The sequence below is a fragment of the Streptomyces lydicus genome (assembly GCF_001729485.1).
In the GTDB taxonomy this organism is placed as follows: Bacteria; Actinomycetota; Actinomycetes; order Streptomycetales; family Streptomycetaceae; genus Streptomyces; species Streptomyces lydicus_D.
Window position 1 is genome coordinate 1,472,088 of sequence record NZ_CP017157.1, and the last position, 15,016, is coordinate 1,487,103.

Sequence of the window (15,016 nt, forward strand, 5' to 3'; positions counted from 1 at the left end):
CGCCGGATGCCCGCAGCTCGGCGGCGGTGCGCACCTGCCGCCGGTTCGCCTCCGAGAGGACATCCCCTGATGGACGACGCCGCCACCGACGCCTACCTGGACCGCATCGGTGCCGTGCGCCCCGCGCGCCCTGACGCGGAGGCGCTGCGGAGCCTGCACCTCAGCCATCTGCGCACGGTCCCGTTCGAGAACCTCTCCCTCCACCTCGGTGAGGAGATCGAACTCGCCGAGCAGCCGCTGCTCGACAAGATCGTCGGTGCCCGGCGGGGCGGCTTCTGTTACGAGCTCAACGGAGCCTTCGCCCTGTTGCTGCGTGCCCTGGGCTACGAGGTCGAGCTGCTGTCCGCCCGGGTGTTCGGCGACGGCGGCCTCGGCATCCCGTACGACCACATGGCGCTGCGCGTGCAGACGCTCGACGGGCCGTGGCTTGCGGATGTGGGCTTCGGACGGCACAGCCACTTTCCGCTGCGCTGGGACAGCCGGGACGAGCAGAGCGATCCGGCTGGTGCCTTCCGCCTGGAGGAGACGTCGGAGGGCGACCTCGATGTGCTGCGGGACGGCGCCCCGCAGTACCGACTCGAACAACGCCCGCGGGGGATCGGGGAGTTCGAGGTCGGGTGCTGGTGGCACCAAACGTCGCCCAGGTCGCACTTCACGCAGTCCCTGGTGTGCTCACGGCTGACGGAGACCGGCCGGGTCACCCTCTCCGGCCGCACGCTCGTGATCACCGGGCCGGGCGGGGAGCGGGAGGAGCGGCAGGTGGGGGCGGACGAGGTCCTCGCCGCCTACCGGGAGCACTTCGGCATCGTGCTGGCACGGGAGCCCGTGGTGGCCGACCGGCCCCGCTGAGGCCACCGACCTGCCCGGCTGATCGGCCCGGCTGATCGGCCGACTCCGCTCGTCAGCCGGCCCTGCTCGTCGGCCGGCCCTGCTGATCGGCCGGCCCCGCTCCTCGGCCGGCCCAGCTCCTCAGCCGGCCCTGGTAACGGGGACGGGGTGCCGTGGTGTGGCCCGCGGCTACTCGGCCTCGCGCCAGCCCTCGTACTCCGCCGCGAGTTCGTCCAGCAGGGCCGGGTCATGGGCGCCGGCCGGGTCCTCGACGACCACCAGCCACTGAGCGTCCTCGGCGTCGTCCTCGCCGGCCAGGGCGTCCCGCACGAGCTGGGGTTCCTCGGCGACGCCGAAGCGGTCGGTCAGGGCCTCGGCCACCTCCTCGGCGGCGTCACGGTCGGGCAGAACCAGAACGTGCCGTACGTGGTGGCTGGTGCGGAGGGAGTCGTCGTCGTTCACCGGGCCATTGTCCGGCAGGGCGGCCGTGGCACGGGCGTGCGGGGGCCGCGGAGGCGGTGTGCCCGAGATGCGGCCCCGGGCACGCGGCCGCGGGCCGGAGGGCGACGTGCTGCGCAGGGCCGGCGCTGTCAGTGGGGCGTGGGATGCTGGACCGCGATGGCCAGGAAGACAGCTCACGACGACCCGCTCGCCCCCGTCACGCTCGCGGTGGGCCAGGAAGACCTGCTGCTGGACCGCGCGGTCCAGCAGGTGGTGGCGGCTGCCCGCGCGGCCGACGCGGACACCGATGTACGCGACCTCACCCCCGATCAGCTGCAGCCCGGCACCCTCGCCGAGCTGACCAGCCCCTCGCTCTTCGCCGAACGCAAGGTCGTCGTGGTGCGGGCCGCCCAGGACCTGTCCGCGGACACCATCAAGGACGTGAAGGGGTACCTCGGCTCGCCCGCCGAGGAGATCACGCTCGTCCTGCTGCACGCCGGCGGCGCCAAGGGGAAGGGCCTGCTGGACGCGGCCCGTAAGGCCGGGGCGCGTGAGGTTGCCTGCCCGAAGATGACCAAGCCGGCGGACCGGCTGGCGTTCGTCCGGGGCGAGTTCAGGGCGACCGGGCGGTCCGCGACACCCGAGGCGTGCCAGTCGCTGGTCGACGCGATCGGCAGCGATCTGCGCGAGCTGGCGTCGGCCTGTTCGCAGCTGGCCGCCGATGTCGAGGGCGCGATCGACGAGGCTGTCGTCGCCCGCTACTACACCGGCCGGGCGGAGGCGTCGAGCTTCACCGTCGCTGACCGGGCCGTCGAGGGCCGGGCCGCCGAGGCGCTGGAGGCGCTGCGGTGGTCCCTCGCCACAGGGGTCGCCCCCGTCATGATCACCAGTGCGCTGGCCCAGGGGGTGCGGGCCATCGGCAAGCTGGCCTCCGCCCCGCGCGGCGCCCGCCCCGGTGACCTCGCCCGCGAGCTGGGCATGCCGCCCTGGAAGATCGACCGGGTGCGGCAGCAGATGCGCGGCTGGTCGGCGGACGGTGTGGCGACGGCGCTGCGCGCGGTGGCGGCAGCCGACGCGGGCGTCAAGGGCGGCGGCGACGATCCGGCCTACGCCCTGGAGAAGGCCGTGGTCGCCATCGCCCGGGCGGCGCGGTCGCGCTGAGGCAGTAACAGCACCAGGCCACCCCCGCCTGCCCGCCCGCCTCCACCGCGCGCCCGACCACCGCCACGACGTGGTCGGCCGCTACCGCACGCCCGACCGCCACCGCCCGACGGGGGCGGCCGGCAGTCGTCCGGCGGCCCTTACCGCGAGCCCGAACTCCGCAGTCGCTTGAGGGTTTCCGTCGCGCTGGTCTTCAGCATGGTCGCGACCTCCGAGGAAGTCGGCTGCTTGCTGGTGCTGCTGCTCGATGCGTAGCTGGACCACGTCGACTGGTAGGTCATCCAGCCGTCCCGGACGCCGAGGATCACATACGAGCCGCTACTGCTGCTGCCCTCGTCGTTCCTGGTCACGAGGTACGCCTCGTCGCCGAGGCCGGGGACGGACTCGACCTTGTAGCCGACCGAGGTGTCCTGCTTCTCGTACGAGCGGTAGTTGTCGGCGAACTCCGGTGCCGGGTCGGTCTTCTTGTGCAGCGTGGCGGCGCTGTAGAGCCAGTTCGAGGAGTAGTCGGCGCTGCTGGCGTTGTCCTGCTGCAGTGAGACGTTGCACCACATGGTGTCGAGCGAGGTCTGCTGGGTGCCGCTGTGCTGGGGGTTGGCGTCCTTCGAGGACGAGCCGGTGTTCTCCTTGGTCTTGAAGTGGGCGTTCTCGAAGGGCGTCATCGAGGTGGCCGCGCACAGATCACCGGTGTAGGCGTAGCCCGCGAGGTCGGGGCTCGGCTCGGAGGAGAAGCCTCCGGTGGCGAAGAGCAGGGAGCCCCAGATCGCGGAGGCGGCGACGGCGCCGCCGATCGCCCAGAGCCACCCGGACGCGGACCGGCCGCCGGAAGCGCCCGGAGCGGCGGAGGCGCCGGGAAAGCCGGGCGTCCCTACGGGTGCGCCGGCCACCGGATAGCCGTAGCCGCCGCCGGGCCCCTGAGGCGGGACCGGCGGAGCCTGCGGCGGGGCGGGCGGGGATGGCGGAGGCGGCTGCTGTGCGTACGGATTCGGCTGCGCCGGCGGTATCTCGTTCGGCTGCGCGGGCGCCGGGCCGTACGGAGAGGGCTGCGGCTGGGCGTAAGGGTTGTGCGGATTCGGATCCCCCGGTGTGGACATGGACGCAGCGTAGCCGAACCCTCTGAAACCGGACCCGCCCGTGCACCCCGGAGAACCGGAAGCGCGACCCCCGGAAAGCCCGAGGAGGGCGCCTGGAAAGCGGGACCGCGGCGCTCGGACATGCGGAAGCAGGGCACCTGGAGAACCGGCGAGGTTCGCTCCGGTCCGAGAAGGCCGCTCACGCCTCGTGCACCACGAAGGTCACGCTTCGTGCACGACAGAGGTCTCGCCTCGTGCGTCACAGCGGCCACGCCCCGAGGGTCACTCGGGCCACGCCCCGTGCGTCACAGCGGCCACGCCCCGCGCGGCACGGTGGTCACGCCCACGCGTCACACCGGGCACGCCCCACGCGTAACAGCGGTCACGTTCGCCCGTGCATCACAAAGGCCCCGTTCCATCCCCTGGGGAAGGGGCGGGACGGGGCCTTCGCGTCAAGCGTTGGTGGCTCCTCGGCGGTGGTGACCGCCGGGTGGGCCGGGTGCGCCGCACCCGCGTGGCGAACGCAGGCCGTGTGCGGCGCGGTGGTGCACCGGCCAGGGAGCGGAGAGAGGGGCCGCTGGGTCCCTGCCGGCAGAGGTGTTACGGGGGGCTGCCGAGGCAGCGGGTACTACGCGAAGGTTCAGCCCTTGAGGCCGGCGACCTTCTTCGCCAGCGCCGACTTCTTGTTGGCGGCGGCGTTCTTGTGGATGACACCCTTGCTGACGGCCTTGTCGAGCTTCTTGGCAGCCTCGGCCTGGGCGGTGGCGGCCTTCTGCAGGTCGCCGGCCTCGATGGCCTCGCGGGTGCGACGGATCGCGGTCTTCAGGGAGGACTTGACAGCCTTGTTGCGCTGACGAGCCTTCTCGTTGGTCTTGATCCGCTTCATCTGGGACTTGATGTTCGCCACGAAAGAGCCTTTTCAGGTTCGTTGGAGTTTCGAGTTGCGCCGCGCACGAGAGAGGGCACGAAGCGCAGTGGACCAGGCTACCAGCAGGGTCTACGGCCTCCCAAACCAGCCCCGGACGACGCCCGAGCCCCCGGACGACGCCTGAGCCCCCGGACGACGCCCGAACCACGGCCCGCTCCTCCACGAGCCCCCGCCCGCCTCGCCGCGACCGCCGTCGGCCGCCCGCCGAGCCCCACCGGACCGCTCCGCCCCCGCCGGCCATCGCCCCCGGGGGCACCCCGTCCCGCCCGTCGGTGGTCCGCGGTGGCGCCCACACCCGACCGACCCCGTCGCGCATGGGACCATGGGAAGACGTCACATACCCGAGTCCCGCCTACCCGCGTTCACTGAATGGACCCTGCGTGCCCGCGACCCCTACGAACGTGCCGGAGCCGAGCCGTACCGATCCGGCCCTCCTCCGTAACTTCTGCATCATCGCGCACATCGACCACGGCAAGTCGACGCTCGCCGACCGGATGCTCCAGCTCACCGGTGTCGTCGACCAGCGGCAGATGCGCGCGCAGTACCTCGACCGCATGGACATCGAGCGCGAGCGCGGCATCACGATCAAGTCCCAGGCGGTCCGGCTGCCCTGGAGCCCCTCCGAGGGCGAAGAAGGAAGTGGCACGACCCACATCCTCAACATGATCGACACGCCGGGCCACGTCGACTTCACCTACGAGGTCTCCCGCTCGCTCGCCGCGTGTGAGGGCTGCATCCTCCTCGTCGACGCCGCCCAGGGCATCGAGGCCCAGACCCTCGCCAACCTCTACCTGGCGATGGAGCACGACCTCACGATCATCCCCGTGCTCAACAAGATCGACCTGCCGGCCGCGCAGCCCGAGAAGTTCGCCGCCGAGCTGGCCAACCTGGTCGGCTGCGAGCCCGAGGACGTGCTGAAGGTCTCCGCCAAGACCGGCGTCGGCGTGGCCGAGCTGCTGGACAAGGTCGTCCGCGAGGTGCCGGCCCCGGTCGGCGTCAAGGACGCCCCCGCCCGCGCGATGATCTTCGACTCGGTCTACGACGCGTACCGCGGCGTCGTGACGTACGTGAAGGTCGTCGACGGCACGCTCAGCAAGCGTGAGCGGATCAGGATGATGTCGACCGGCGCCGCGCACGAGCTGCTGGAGATCGGCACGAACTCGCCGGAGATGAAGGCGGCCGACGGCCTGTCCGTCGGCGAGGTGGGCTACCTCATCACCGGTGTGAAGGACGTCCGGCAGTCCAAGGTCGGTGACACGATCACCCAGCTCAGCAAGGGTGCCGAGGAGCCGCTGGGCGGCTACAAGGATCCCAAGCCGATGGTGTTCTCCGGCCTGTACCCGCTGGACGGCTCGGACTACCCCGAGCTGCGCGACGCCCTCGACAAGCTCCAGCTCAACGACGCCGCGCTGGTCTACGAGCCGGAGACCTCCGCGGCGCTGGGCTTCGGCTTCCGCGTCGGCTTCCTCGGTCTGCTGCACCTGGAGGTCATCCGCGAGCGCCTGGAGCGCGAGTTCGGCCTCGATCTGATCGCCACCGCCCCCAACGTGGTCTACCGCGTCGACATGGAGGACGGCAGCGAGCACGAGGTCACCAACCCGAGCGAGTTCCCGACCGGCAAGATCGACAAGGTGCACGAGCCGGTCGTCCGGGCCACGATCCTGGCGCCCAGCGAGTTCATCGGCGCGATCATGGAGCTGTGCCAGACCCGCCGCGGCAATCTGCTCGGCATGGACTACCTCTCCGAGGACCGGGTCGAGATCCGCTACACCCTCCCGCTCGCCGAGGTCGTCTTCGACTTCTTCGACCAGCTCAAGTCCAAGACCCGCGGCTACGCATCGCTGGACTACGAGCCCACCGGTGAGCAGATCGCCGACCTGGTCAAGGTCGACATCCTGCTGCACGGCGACAAGGTCGACGCGTTCTCCGCGATCACCCACAAGGACAAGGCGTACGCCTACGGCGTCCGGCTGGTCGCGAAGCTGCGCGAGCTGATCCCGCGGCAGAGCTTCGAGGTGCCGATCCAGGCCGCCATCGGCAGCCGGGTCATCGCCCGTGAGACGGTCCGCGCCATCCGCAAGGACGTCCTCGCCAAGTGCTACGGCGGCGACATCTCCCGTAAGCGGAAGCTGCTGGAGAAGCAGAAGGAAGGCAAGAAGCGGATGAAGATGGTCGGCAGCGTGGAGGTTCCGCAGGAAGCCTTCATCGCGGTGCTGTCCTCGGACTCCGACGGCGACGCCAAGAAGAAGTAGCCGCCCGGAAGAAGTAGCCGTCCGGAAGAAGCAGCGGCCAGGAAGAAGCGGCCGCCGGGCTGAAGCCGTGTGGCCGCCTGTCCGCGGCCGGGGCGCCGGTTCCCCTGGGGGGCCGGCGCCCTGTCGTGTTTCCGGGCCGTGGTCGTGTTTCCGGGCGGTGGCCGGACGGCCGGACGGGGGCGTGGTCCTTCCGGGTGGCCCCCGGGTCCCCGTCGGAATGAAAGCGGAGCGTGCCGTTCCGCCGCTTCCCGGTGCCTGTCGCACGGTGTGGTCCGGTGTGCGGTGATCGGCTCGGCTCACCGGGCGGGCGATGAGCGTGCTACGTACACCTATCGCACTGGTCACATCGTGAACCAGTAGGCCGTAGCCCCTTACGCGTCGGCGCAACGCGCTCTAGTCTGATCACTGCTCAAAGGTTACTCGCGAGTCACCACGCAACGAAGCGGGCCCCGGAGGACGCCGTGACGGACACCCACACGCTGATCGAAAACCGGCCGCCCTCGGTGGCCCATCTCTTCCTGGAGCGGGTGGCGGCCACGCCCGACATCGAGGCATACCGCTATCCCGTGCCGCCGGCCTCGGGCCAGGGCCCGGACGACTGGAAGCCGATCAGCTGGGCGGAGGCCGCCGACCGGGTCTACGCCGTGGCGGCCGGGCTGATCGCACTGGGCGTGCGGCCCGAGGAGCGGGTGGCGCTGGCCGCCAACACCCGCGTGGAGTGGATCCTCGCCGACCTCGGCGTGCTCTGCTCCGGCGCCGCCACCACCACGGTCTACCCCAGCACCAACGCCGAGGAGACCGCGTACATCCTCGCCGACTCCGGCAGCCGGGTGCTGATCGCGGAGGATGCCGGACAGCTCGCCAAGGCGCGTGAGCAGCGCGCGGAGCTGCCCGACCTGGCGCACGTCGTGGTCATCGACGAGGCGGGCGCCGAACCCGCGGCCGACGACCCCGACGGCTGGGTGCTCACCCTCGCCGAGCTGGAGAAGCGCGGCGTCGCCTATCTGGAACAGCACCCCGAGTGCGTCAAGGAGCGGGTCGCCGGGCTGCGCGCCGACCAGCTCGCGACGCTGATCTACACCTCCGGCACCACCGGCCGCCCCAAGGGCGTGCGGCTGCCGCACGACTGCTGGGCGTACATGGCCCGCGCGATCCAGGCGACCGGCCTGGTCACCCAGGACGACGTGCAGTACCTCTGGCTGCCGCTCGCGCACGTCTTCGGCAAGGTGCTCACCGCCGGGCAGATCGCGACCGGCCAGGTGATCGCCGTCGACGGCCGGGTCGACAAGATCATCGAGAATCTCCCGGTCGTCCGGCCGACGTACATGGCGGCCGTCCCGCGGATCTTCGAGAAGGTCTACAACGGGGTCGCGGCCAAGGCCCGGCAGGGCGGCGGCGCCAAGTACAAGATCTTCCAGTGGGCGGCCGAGGTGGCCCGCGAGTACGCCAAGGTCTCGCAGGACAACTTCCGCCGCACCGGCAACGCCTCGGTGCCGTTCGCGCTCGCCGCCAAGCACAAGGTCGCCGACGCGCTGGTGTACGCCAAGCTGCGGGACGCCTTCGGCGGCCGGCTGCGCGCCGCGGTCTCCGGTTCGGCCGCCCTCGCCCCGGAGATCGGCTACTTCTTCGCCGGCGCCGGCATCCACATCCTGGAGGGCTACGGCTTGACGGAGTCCAGCGCGGCCAGCTTCGTCAACCCCGGCGAGGCGTACCGCACCGGCACGGTCGGCAAGCCGCTGCCCGGCACCGAGGTCCGGATCGCCGAGGACGGCGAGATCCTGCTGCGCGGCCCCGGCATCATGCAGGGCTACCACGGCCTGCCGGAGAAGACCGCCGAGGTCCTGGAGGAGGACGGCTGGTTCCACACCGGCGACATCGGCGAGCTGTCCCCGGACGGCTATCTGCGGATCACCGACCGCAAGAAGGACCTGATCAAGACCTCGGGCGGCAAGTACATCGCGCCGGCCGAGGTGGAGGGCCAGTTCAAGGCGGTCTGCCCGTTCGTCTCCAACGTCCTGGTGCACGGCGCCAACCGGAACTTCTGCACCGCGCTGATCGCCCTCGACGAGCCGACGATCATGGGCTGGGCCAAGGAGCACGGCCTGGAGGGCCGCACGTACGCCGAGGTCGTCGCGACCGACCAGGTGCGTGAGCTGGTCGACGGCTATGTCGAGCGGGTCAACGAGGGGCTGCAGCGCTGGCAGCAGATCCGCAAGTTCCGGCTGCTGCCGCGCGACCTGGACATCGAGCACGGCGAGGTGACCCCCAGCCTCAAGATCAAGCGGCCGGTCGTGGAGCGGGCGTTCAAGGACCTGCTGGAGGACATGTACGCCGGGTCGCGCGAGGCGTAGCGCCCGCGCGCGGCGCACGGGGCGGGCCGGCGCGGCCCGCCCCGTGCGCCGCTGTGCGCCAACTCCCGCGGCGCGGCAGCCGAATTCGCGGCGATGACCTCGCACTTCCGTGACTCGGTGCTTATGGGTGCGCTCGTTCTGTCACTCTGTCGGTGGCGCATCCGGCGCTGTAGCGGAGCTGCTCGGGAGTTGCTCAATGAGGACGACAACATCGTCTCCACGGGACGACGACGTCATGGCGGCGCGCACGACGAGGCCGGGCGGGGTGCGCGGCGGGGCCCGCGGGGCCGCCGCGACCGGTTCCGCCGCCGGGCCCGCCGTCCGCGCCCGGAGCGTCCGGCTGCCCGGCGACCCGCAGGCCGCGTCGGCCGCCCGGCAGTTCGTCCGGGACTCCTTCGCCGAGTGGACCGCGCAGCGGCTGCCCTGCGCCGAGGGCCTCACCGGCCGGCTCGCCGACGAAACGGTGCTGCTGGTCAGCGAGTTGGTCACCAACGCGGTGGTGCACGCGGGCACCACCGTCGAGCTGCGCTGCCGGCTGGACCCCGCGCCGGGGCGGGACGCCGAGGGCGATCCCGGTGCCGCCGCGCTCCCCGGCGTCGTCGTCGAGGTCTCCGACCGCCACCCCACCCGCCCGATCCGGGCCCGGGAGCAGGGCACCGCGGCCGAGGGCGCCGGGACCGAAGGGGCCGCCGCCGAGAGCGGCGGCCACGGCCTCCGGCTGATCAGCGCGGTCGCGGAATCCTGGGGCATCACCTACCACCGGGCCATGAAGACCGTGTGGTTCCGGCTGCCCGTCGACGTGGACGTGCCCGGCGCCGAGGACCGGCCGGAGCCGGAGATCGCCTACGACGACCAGTTGCAGCGCGAGCTGCGGGCGGCGGAACTCCTCGCCCCCGCGGCGCGCCGGCCCACCCGCCGCGAGCCCGGCGCCGGCCGGGTCGACAACGGCGCCCTGTCCTTCCTCGCCGAGGCATCCGACCTGCTCTCCGGGCAGCTCGACGCCGATCAGGTCGCCGCCCTCGCCGCCCAGCTGATCGTGCCGCGGCTCGCCGACTGGTGCGCGGTGTGGCTGCACGACGGGGACGGCGGCGCGCCCGGCCGGGGCATCGCGGCGAGCGGCGAGGAACAGCGGCTGGCCGGCGTCTGGCACGCCAGCGAGAGCCATACCGACGCGCTGCGCGCCGCGTTGGAGAAACAGCCGCCGGAGGTCCCGGACGGTGCCGCGCCGGGCAGCGCGCCCGCCGCGGCCCGCTGGCCCTGGCTCGACGAGCCGGGCTACGAACCGGGCGGTGCGGCGCTGGCCTGCCCGTTGGTCGCCGGTGGCCGCCGGCTCGGCACGCTGCTGCTCGGCCGGGGCGGGCTGCTGGGCTTCCCCGACGACGTGGTCGCGCTGATCGAGGACCTGGGCCGCCGGGTCGCCCGTGCGGTGGCCACCGCACGCGCGTACAGCCGCCAGGAGCGGATCAGCCAGGTCCTGCAGCGCCGGCTGCTGCCCCGGGGGCGGGCCCAGGTGCCCGGCGTGGAGTCCGCGGTGGTCTACGAGCCGCGGGAGGGCGCCTGGGCGGGCGGCGACTTCTGGGACCTCTTCGAGGCGGGCGAGGGCCGGTGGTGCTTCGCGCTGGGCGACGTCTGCGGCAGCGGGCCCGAGGCGGCCGCGGTGACCGGGCTCGCCCGGCCGGTGCTGCGGCTGCTGGCCCGTGACGGGTTCGGGGTGGCCGACGTCCTCGACCGGCTCAACAAGACCATGGCCCGGGAGGCCGCCGACTCCGTCGCGGCGGTCGCGGCGGCGGTCGCGGCGGCCGGCGCCGGTGCCGAGGCGCCGGTCGAGATCCGCGAGGAGGGCGAACAGGCCCGCTTCCTGTCCCTCCTCTACGGCGAGATCGTCCCCCACCCCGGCGGCTCCGGCGGCGCCCGCTGCACCCTCGCCAGCGCCGGCCACCCGCTGCCGCTGGTCCTCGGTACGGACGGCACGGTGCGGGTCGTCGCGGCGCCGCAGATGCTGCTCGGCGTGGTCCAGGACGCCACCTACGTCAGTGAATCGTTTGACCTCTGCCCCGGCGAGACGCTGCTGTGCGTCACCGACGGCGTCACCGAGCGCCGCTCCGGCCGCCGGCTCTTCGACGACGAGGACGGCCTGGCCACCGCCCTCGCCGCGGGCGCCGGACTCGACGCCACCGCCCTCGCCGACCACCTCCGCAACACCGTCCACGCCTTCGACCCGACCCCGCCCGACGACGACCTGGCGCTGCTCGTCCTCAAGGCGGCGGGCGGCCCCGCCTGAGGCCGGCCGGCCTCCCGTACCCGGCCCGGACCCGGTGGTCCGCCGGATGACGGACAATGGTTCCCATGCCTTCCGCACTGCCTGATGGTGAGCCGATGCCCGAGGACGGGGCGCTGCCCCGTCATGCGCTGGCGGGGGCGGCCGGGCGGCCCCTCGGCTTCTATCTGCACGTGCCGTACTGCGCGACCCGCTGCGGCTACTGCGACTTCAACACCTACACCGCGAGCGAGCTGCGCGGCTCCGGCGGGGCCCTGGCCTCGCGCGACAACTACGCCGACACCCTCGTCGAGGAGATCCGGCTGGCCCGCAAGGTCCTCGGCGACGACCCGCGCCCGGTGGAGACGGTCTTCGTGGGCGGGGGCACCCCGACCCTGCTGCCCGCCGCCGACCTGGGCCGCATGCTGGCGGCGATCCGCGACGAGTTCGGGCTCGCCCCGGACGCCGAGATCACGACCGAGGCCAACCCCGAGTCCGTCGACCCGCGCTACCTCGCCGAGCTGCGCGCGGGCGGCTTCAACCGGGTCTCCTTCGGCATGCAGAGCGCGCGGCAGCACGTCCTGAAGATCCTCGACCGCACGCACACCCCCGGACGCCCCGAGGCATGCGTCGCCGAGGCCCGCGCCGCCGGCTTCGACCACGTCAACCTCGACCTCATCTACGGCACCCCCGGCGAGACCGACGACGACTGGCGGGCGTCCCTGGACGCCGCCCTCGGGGCGGGCCCCGACCACGTCTCCGCGTATGCCCTGATCGTCGAGGAGGGCACCCAGCTGGCCCGCCGGATCGGCCGCGGCGAGGTCCCGATGACCGACGACGACGTGCACGCCGACCGCTACCTCATCGCCGACGAGCGCCTCGCCGCGGCGGGCTTCCGCTGGTACGAGGTCTCCAACTGGGCCACCACCGAGGCCGCCCGCTGCCGCCACAACGAGCTGTACTGGACCGGCGCCGACTGGTGGGGCGCCGGCCCCGGCGCGCACAGCCACGTCGGCGGCGTCCGCTGGTGGAACGTCAAGCACCCCGGCGCCTACGCCCAGGCCCTGACCGAGGGCCGCTCGCCGGGCGCCGGCCGGGAACTCCTCGCCGACGAGGACCGCCGCGTCGAGCGCATCCTCCTGGAACTCCGCCTCGCGGACGGCTGCCCGCTGGACCTGCTGGCCCCGGCGGGCGCGCGGGCGGCCGAGCGGGCGCTGGCGGACGGCCTGCTGGAGCCGGCGCCGTACGGGGAAGGGCGGGCCGTCCTGACCCTCCGCGGACGGCTGCTGGCCGACGCGGTGGTGCGGGATCTGGTGGACTGATACCCGGATGAGTGAACCGATGCGATGAGCCAGTACCGCCGCCTAGGCTCTCCCTGGCCTGTGCCGCATACACGGCGACGGGAAACGGAGGCCATGGAGATGACCGCTGTGGATGAACGCCGGATGACGGAGCTCTTCGAGAACCTGGAGGTTCCCGAGGGCATCAAGATTGAGCTCCTCCGGGGGGAAATCGTGATGATGGCGGGACCCGACCTGGTCCACAACCTGATCATTGAGGAGGTCTTGGACCAGATTCCGCGTCGGAAGTGGCATCGGCTCCAGACCCAGGACATCGACATTCTCAGCGAGACCAGCGAGCCCCAGCCTGATCTTGTGGTCCTGGACCGCGACGCCACGCCGGATTCCGGGCGGCTCATGCCGTCCGCGGCGGTCACCATGCTCGTCGAGGTCGTCTCCAGGACCAGCGTCCAGCGCGACTACCTGCTCAAGCGCTCGATCTATGCGGCGGGCCGGGTCCCGGTCTACCTGATCATCGATCCCGTCATGGGCCAGTGCGTCCTGCTCACCGAACCCGCCGGCAGTGGCGACGAGGCCGACTACGCGGTGCAGCGGATCACCAAGTTCGGTGACCCGGTGCCGCTGCCGCTCCTCGACGTCGATCTGGCCACCGGCGAGTTCGGCACCCTCAAGGGCGTCAGGCCGCATCGCCTGCCGTGACGAAGTCGATCAACTCCTCCACCCGCCCCAGCAGCTGCGGCTCCAGGTCCTTGTAGGACCGCACGCAGGACAGGATCCGCTGCCAGGCCGCGCCCGTGTTCTCCGGCCAGCCCAGCGCGCGGCACACGCCCGTCTTCCAGTCCTGGCCGCGCGGGACGGCGGGCCACGCCGGAATGCCGACCGAGGACGGCTTCACGGCTTCCCAGATGTCGATGTACGGATGGCCGACGACGAGCACGTCCGCCCCGGTCACCTCGGCCGCGATCCGGGACTCCTTCGAACCGGGCACCAGGTGGTCGACGAGGACGCCGAGGCGGGCGTCCGGGCCGGGGGAGAAGCCGCGGACGATCGCCGGGAGGTCGTCGACGCCCTCCAGGTACTCCACGACGACGCCCTCGATGCGCAGGTCGTCCCCCCAGACCCGCTCGACCAGTTCGGCGTCGTGCCGGCCCTCCACGTAAATGCGCCCCGCGCGCGCTACCCGGGCGCGGGTGCCGGGGACCGCGAGTGAGCCCGACGCCGTGCGGGCCGGGCCGTGCGCCGCGGGCCGGTTCTGCGGGCGGACCAGGGTGACGACCTTGCCCTCCAGCAGGAAGCCGCGCGGGGTCATGGGGAAGACCCGGTGCTTGCCGAAGCGGTCCTCCAGGGTGACCGTCGGGCCCTCGGCGGTCTTCTCGCAGCGGATCACCGCGCCGCAGAATCCGGTGCCGACCTCCTCGACGACCAGGTCGGGGTCGGCCGGCACCTCGGGGGCGGGGCGCTGCTTCTTCCACGGCGGGGTGAGGTCGGGGCTGTAGCGCTTGCTCTGCATGGGGCCTGTTTCTGTGTCGGTACGGGCGAACGGAGACGGAGGGGCAGGGAGGGGCGGACGGCGCTAACCGGGCGACCGGAGGGTCACGAGGTCACGGGTCAGGAGGCGGGGGCGACGCCGAAGCGGGTGGCCAGGGCCTCGCGCTGGGCGCGGACGAAGGCGGCGTCCACCACGGCGCCGTGGCCGGGGACGTACAGCGCGTCCTCGCCGCCCAGGGCCAGCAGGCGGTCCAGCGCGGCAGGCCACCGCTGCGGCAGGGCGTCCCGGCCCGCCTGCGGCTCTCCGGACTCCTCCACCAGGTCGCCACAGAAGACGATCTCGCGGCCACCGTGCCGGCCGGGCGCCAGGACCGCCAGGTCGTGGGCGGTGTGGCCGGGGCCGACGTTCGCCAGCAGCACCTGCCGGTCGCCGAGATCGACGGTCAGCTGGCCGTGCACGTGGTGGTGCGGGGCGACGAGCAGGTCGGCGGCCTCGGCGGCGGCGTCCGGGTCGACACCGTGCCGGACCGCGTCGTCCCGCAGCGCGTCCTTGCTGCGGCGCAGCAGATCGCCGAGGCCGGTCGCGCCGAACACCTGGACCCCGGCGAACGCCGCGGTGCCCAGCACATGATCGAAATGCGGGTGGGTGAGCGCGACATGCGTCACGTCCCGGCCGAGCACGCCGCGCACCGTCCGACGCAGGTCCGCGCCGTCACGCAGGGTCGCCCCGGTGTCGACGATCATCACGCCGGCCGACCCGGCGATCACGCCGATCGTCTCGTCCCAGCCCGCCATCCGGCGTCTGGCGACACCGTCACCGAGCTGTTCCCAACCGGCCTCTTCCCAAGCAGTGCGCATACCGAGACGCTAGCTCCCTCGCGATAGCGTTGCCCGGCAGATCGGCCGAACACGGTCATCGCAGGCGTGCCGCGCGAG

12 protein-coding genes are annotated in these 15,016 nt (G+C 72.6%); 7 read left to right on the forward strand and 5 right to left on the reverse strand.

Annotated features, from left to right (window positions below; all coding sequences use genetic code 11):
- The first annotated feature begins 69 nt into the window (after positions 1-69).
- The gene (locus SL103_RS06230) at positions 70-849 is read left to right on the forward strand and encodes an arylamine N-acetyltransferase family protein (RefSeq protein ID WP_069567756.1); all 780 of its coding nucleotides are present in this window, start codon (positions 70-72) and stop codon (positions 847-849) included.
- A 168-nt stretch (positions 850-1,017) separates the two neighbouring features.
- On the opposite strand, the gene SL103_RS06235 is transcribed toward SL103_RS06230, so the two are convergent.
- Positions 1,018-1,290 carry a hypothetical protein gene (locus SL103_RS06235; RefSeq protein WP_069567757.1) on the reverse strand — a complete coding sequence of 91 codons (273 nt, stop codon included), beginning with the start codon at positions 1,288-1,290 and terminating at the stop codon, positions 1,018-1,020.
- Between the two features lie 156 nt (positions 1,291-1,446).
- Here SL103_RS06235 and holA point away from each other — a divergent pair, with 156 nt between their 5' ends.
- Positions 1,447-2,430, forward strand: coding sequence for a DNA polymerase III subunit delta (gene holA, locus SL103_RS06240; protein WP_069567758.1), 984 nt, complete (start codon positions 1,447-1,449; stop codon positions 2,428-2,430).
- A gap of 140 nt (positions 2,431-2,570) precedes the next feature.
- Here holA and SL103_RS06245 read toward each other — a convergent pair whose 3' ends face one another.
- The gene (locus tag SL103_RS06245) at positions 2,571-3,524 is read right to left on the reverse strand and encodes a hypothetical protein (RefSeq protein WP_244303851.1); all 954 of its coding nucleotides are present in this window, start codon (positions 3,522-3,524) and stop codon (positions 2,571-2,573) included.
- A 619-nt stretch (positions 3,525-4,143) separates the two neighbouring features.
- Positions 4,144-4,410: a 30S ribosomal protein S20 gene (gene rpsT / locus SL103_RS06250; RefSeq protein WP_069567759.1), complete on the reverse strand. Its 267-nt coding sequence runs from the start codon at positions 4,408-4,410 to the stop codon at positions 4,144-4,146.
- A gap of 401 nt (positions 4,411-4,811) precedes the next feature.
- On the opposite strand from rpsT, the gene lepA reads away from it, so the two are divergent.
- The 5 genes from lepA to SL103_RS06275 all read left to right on the forward strand — a co-directional run bounded on the left by lepA (position 4,812) and on the right by SL103_RS06275 (position 13,291).
- Entirely contained in the window at positions 4,812-6,683 is a 1,872-nt protein-coding gene (gene lepA / locus SL103_RS06255; protein ID WP_079145592.1) for a translation elongation factor 4, read from the forward strand.
- Between the two features lie 461 nt (positions 6,684-7,144).
- The gene (locus tag SL103_RS06260) at positions 7,145-9,034 is read left to right on the forward strand and encodes an AMP-dependent synthetase/ligase (RefSeq protein WP_069567761.1); all 1,890 of its coding nucleotides are present in this window, start codon (positions 7,145-7,147) and stop codon (positions 9,032-9,034) included.
- A gap of 196 nt (positions 9,035-9,230) precedes the next feature.
- A complete protein-coding gene (locus SL103_RS06265; RefSeq protein ID WP_079145593.1) occupies positions 9,231-11,315 on the forward strand; it encodes a SpoIIE family protein phosphatase in 2,085 nt (694 codons plus the stop codon).
- A gap of 65 nt (positions 11,316-11,380) precedes the next feature.
- A complete protein-coding gene (gene hemW, locus SL103_RS06270) occupies positions 11,381-12,613 on the forward strand; it encodes a radical SAM family heme chaperone HemW (RefSeq protein WP_069567762.1) in 1,233 nt (410 codons plus the stop codon).
- Positions 12,614-12,712: 99 nt separating this feature from the next.
- Entirely contained in the window at positions 12,713-13,291 is a 579-nt protein-coding gene (locus SL103_RS06275) for a Uma2 family endonuclease (protein WP_069573467.1), read from the forward strand.
- Here SL103_RS06275 and SL103_RS06280 read toward each other — a convergent pair.
- Both SL103_RS06280 and SL103_RS06285 read right to left on the reverse strand, forming a co-directional pair.
- Positions 13,269-14,102, reverse strand: coding sequence for a DUF3097 domain-containing protein (locus SL103_RS06280; RefSeq protein ID WP_069567763.1), 834 nt, complete (start codon positions 14,100-14,102; stop codon positions 13,269-13,271). The two genes, SL103_RS06275 and SL103_RS06280, sit on opposite strands and share 23 nt — an antisense overlap.
- Before the next feature lie 98 nt (positions 14,103-14,200).
- Complete coding sequence (locus SL103_RS06285; RefSeq protein WP_069567764.1) at positions 14,201-14,938, reverse strand: MBL fold metallo-hydrolase; 738 nt, start codon at positions 14,936-14,938, stop codon at positions 14,201-14,203.
- Between the last annotated feature and the right edge of the window lie 78 nt (positions 14,939-15,016).

Bases quoted from the DNA above. Each gene is read 5' to 3' on its own strand.
- holA (WP_069567758.1), top strand. From the start codon at position 1,447: ATGGCCAGGAAGACAGCTCACGACGACCCGCTCGCCCCCGTCACGCTC.
- SL103_RS06265 (WP_079145593.1), top strand. From the start codon at position 9,231: ATGAGGACGACAACATCGTCTCCACGGGACGACGACGTCATGGCGGCG.
- SL103_RS06280 (WP_069567763.1), bottom strand. From the start codon at position 14,102: ATGCAGAGCAAGCGCTACAGCCCCGACCTCACCCCGCCGTGGAAGAAG.
- SL103_RS06285 (WP_069567764.1), bottom strand. From the start codon at position 14,938: ATGCGCACTGCTTGGGAAGAGGCCGGTTGGGAACAGCTCGGTGACGGT.
- SL103_RS06245 (WP_244303851.1), bottom strand. From the start codon at position 3,524: ATGTCCACACCGGGGGATCCGAATCCGCACAACCCTTACGCCCAGCCG.
- SL103_RS06230 (WP_069567756.1), top strand. From the start codon at position 70: ATGGACGACGCCGCCACCGACGCCTACCTGGACCGCATCGGTGCCGTG.
- hemW (WP_069567762.1), top strand. From the start codon at position 11,381: ATGCCTTCCGCACTGCCTGATGGTGAGCCGATGCCCGAGGACGGGGCG.
- SL103_RS06275 (WP_069573467.1), top strand. From the start codon at position 12,713: ATGACCGCTGTGGATGAACGCCGGATGACGGAGCTCTTCGAGAACCTG.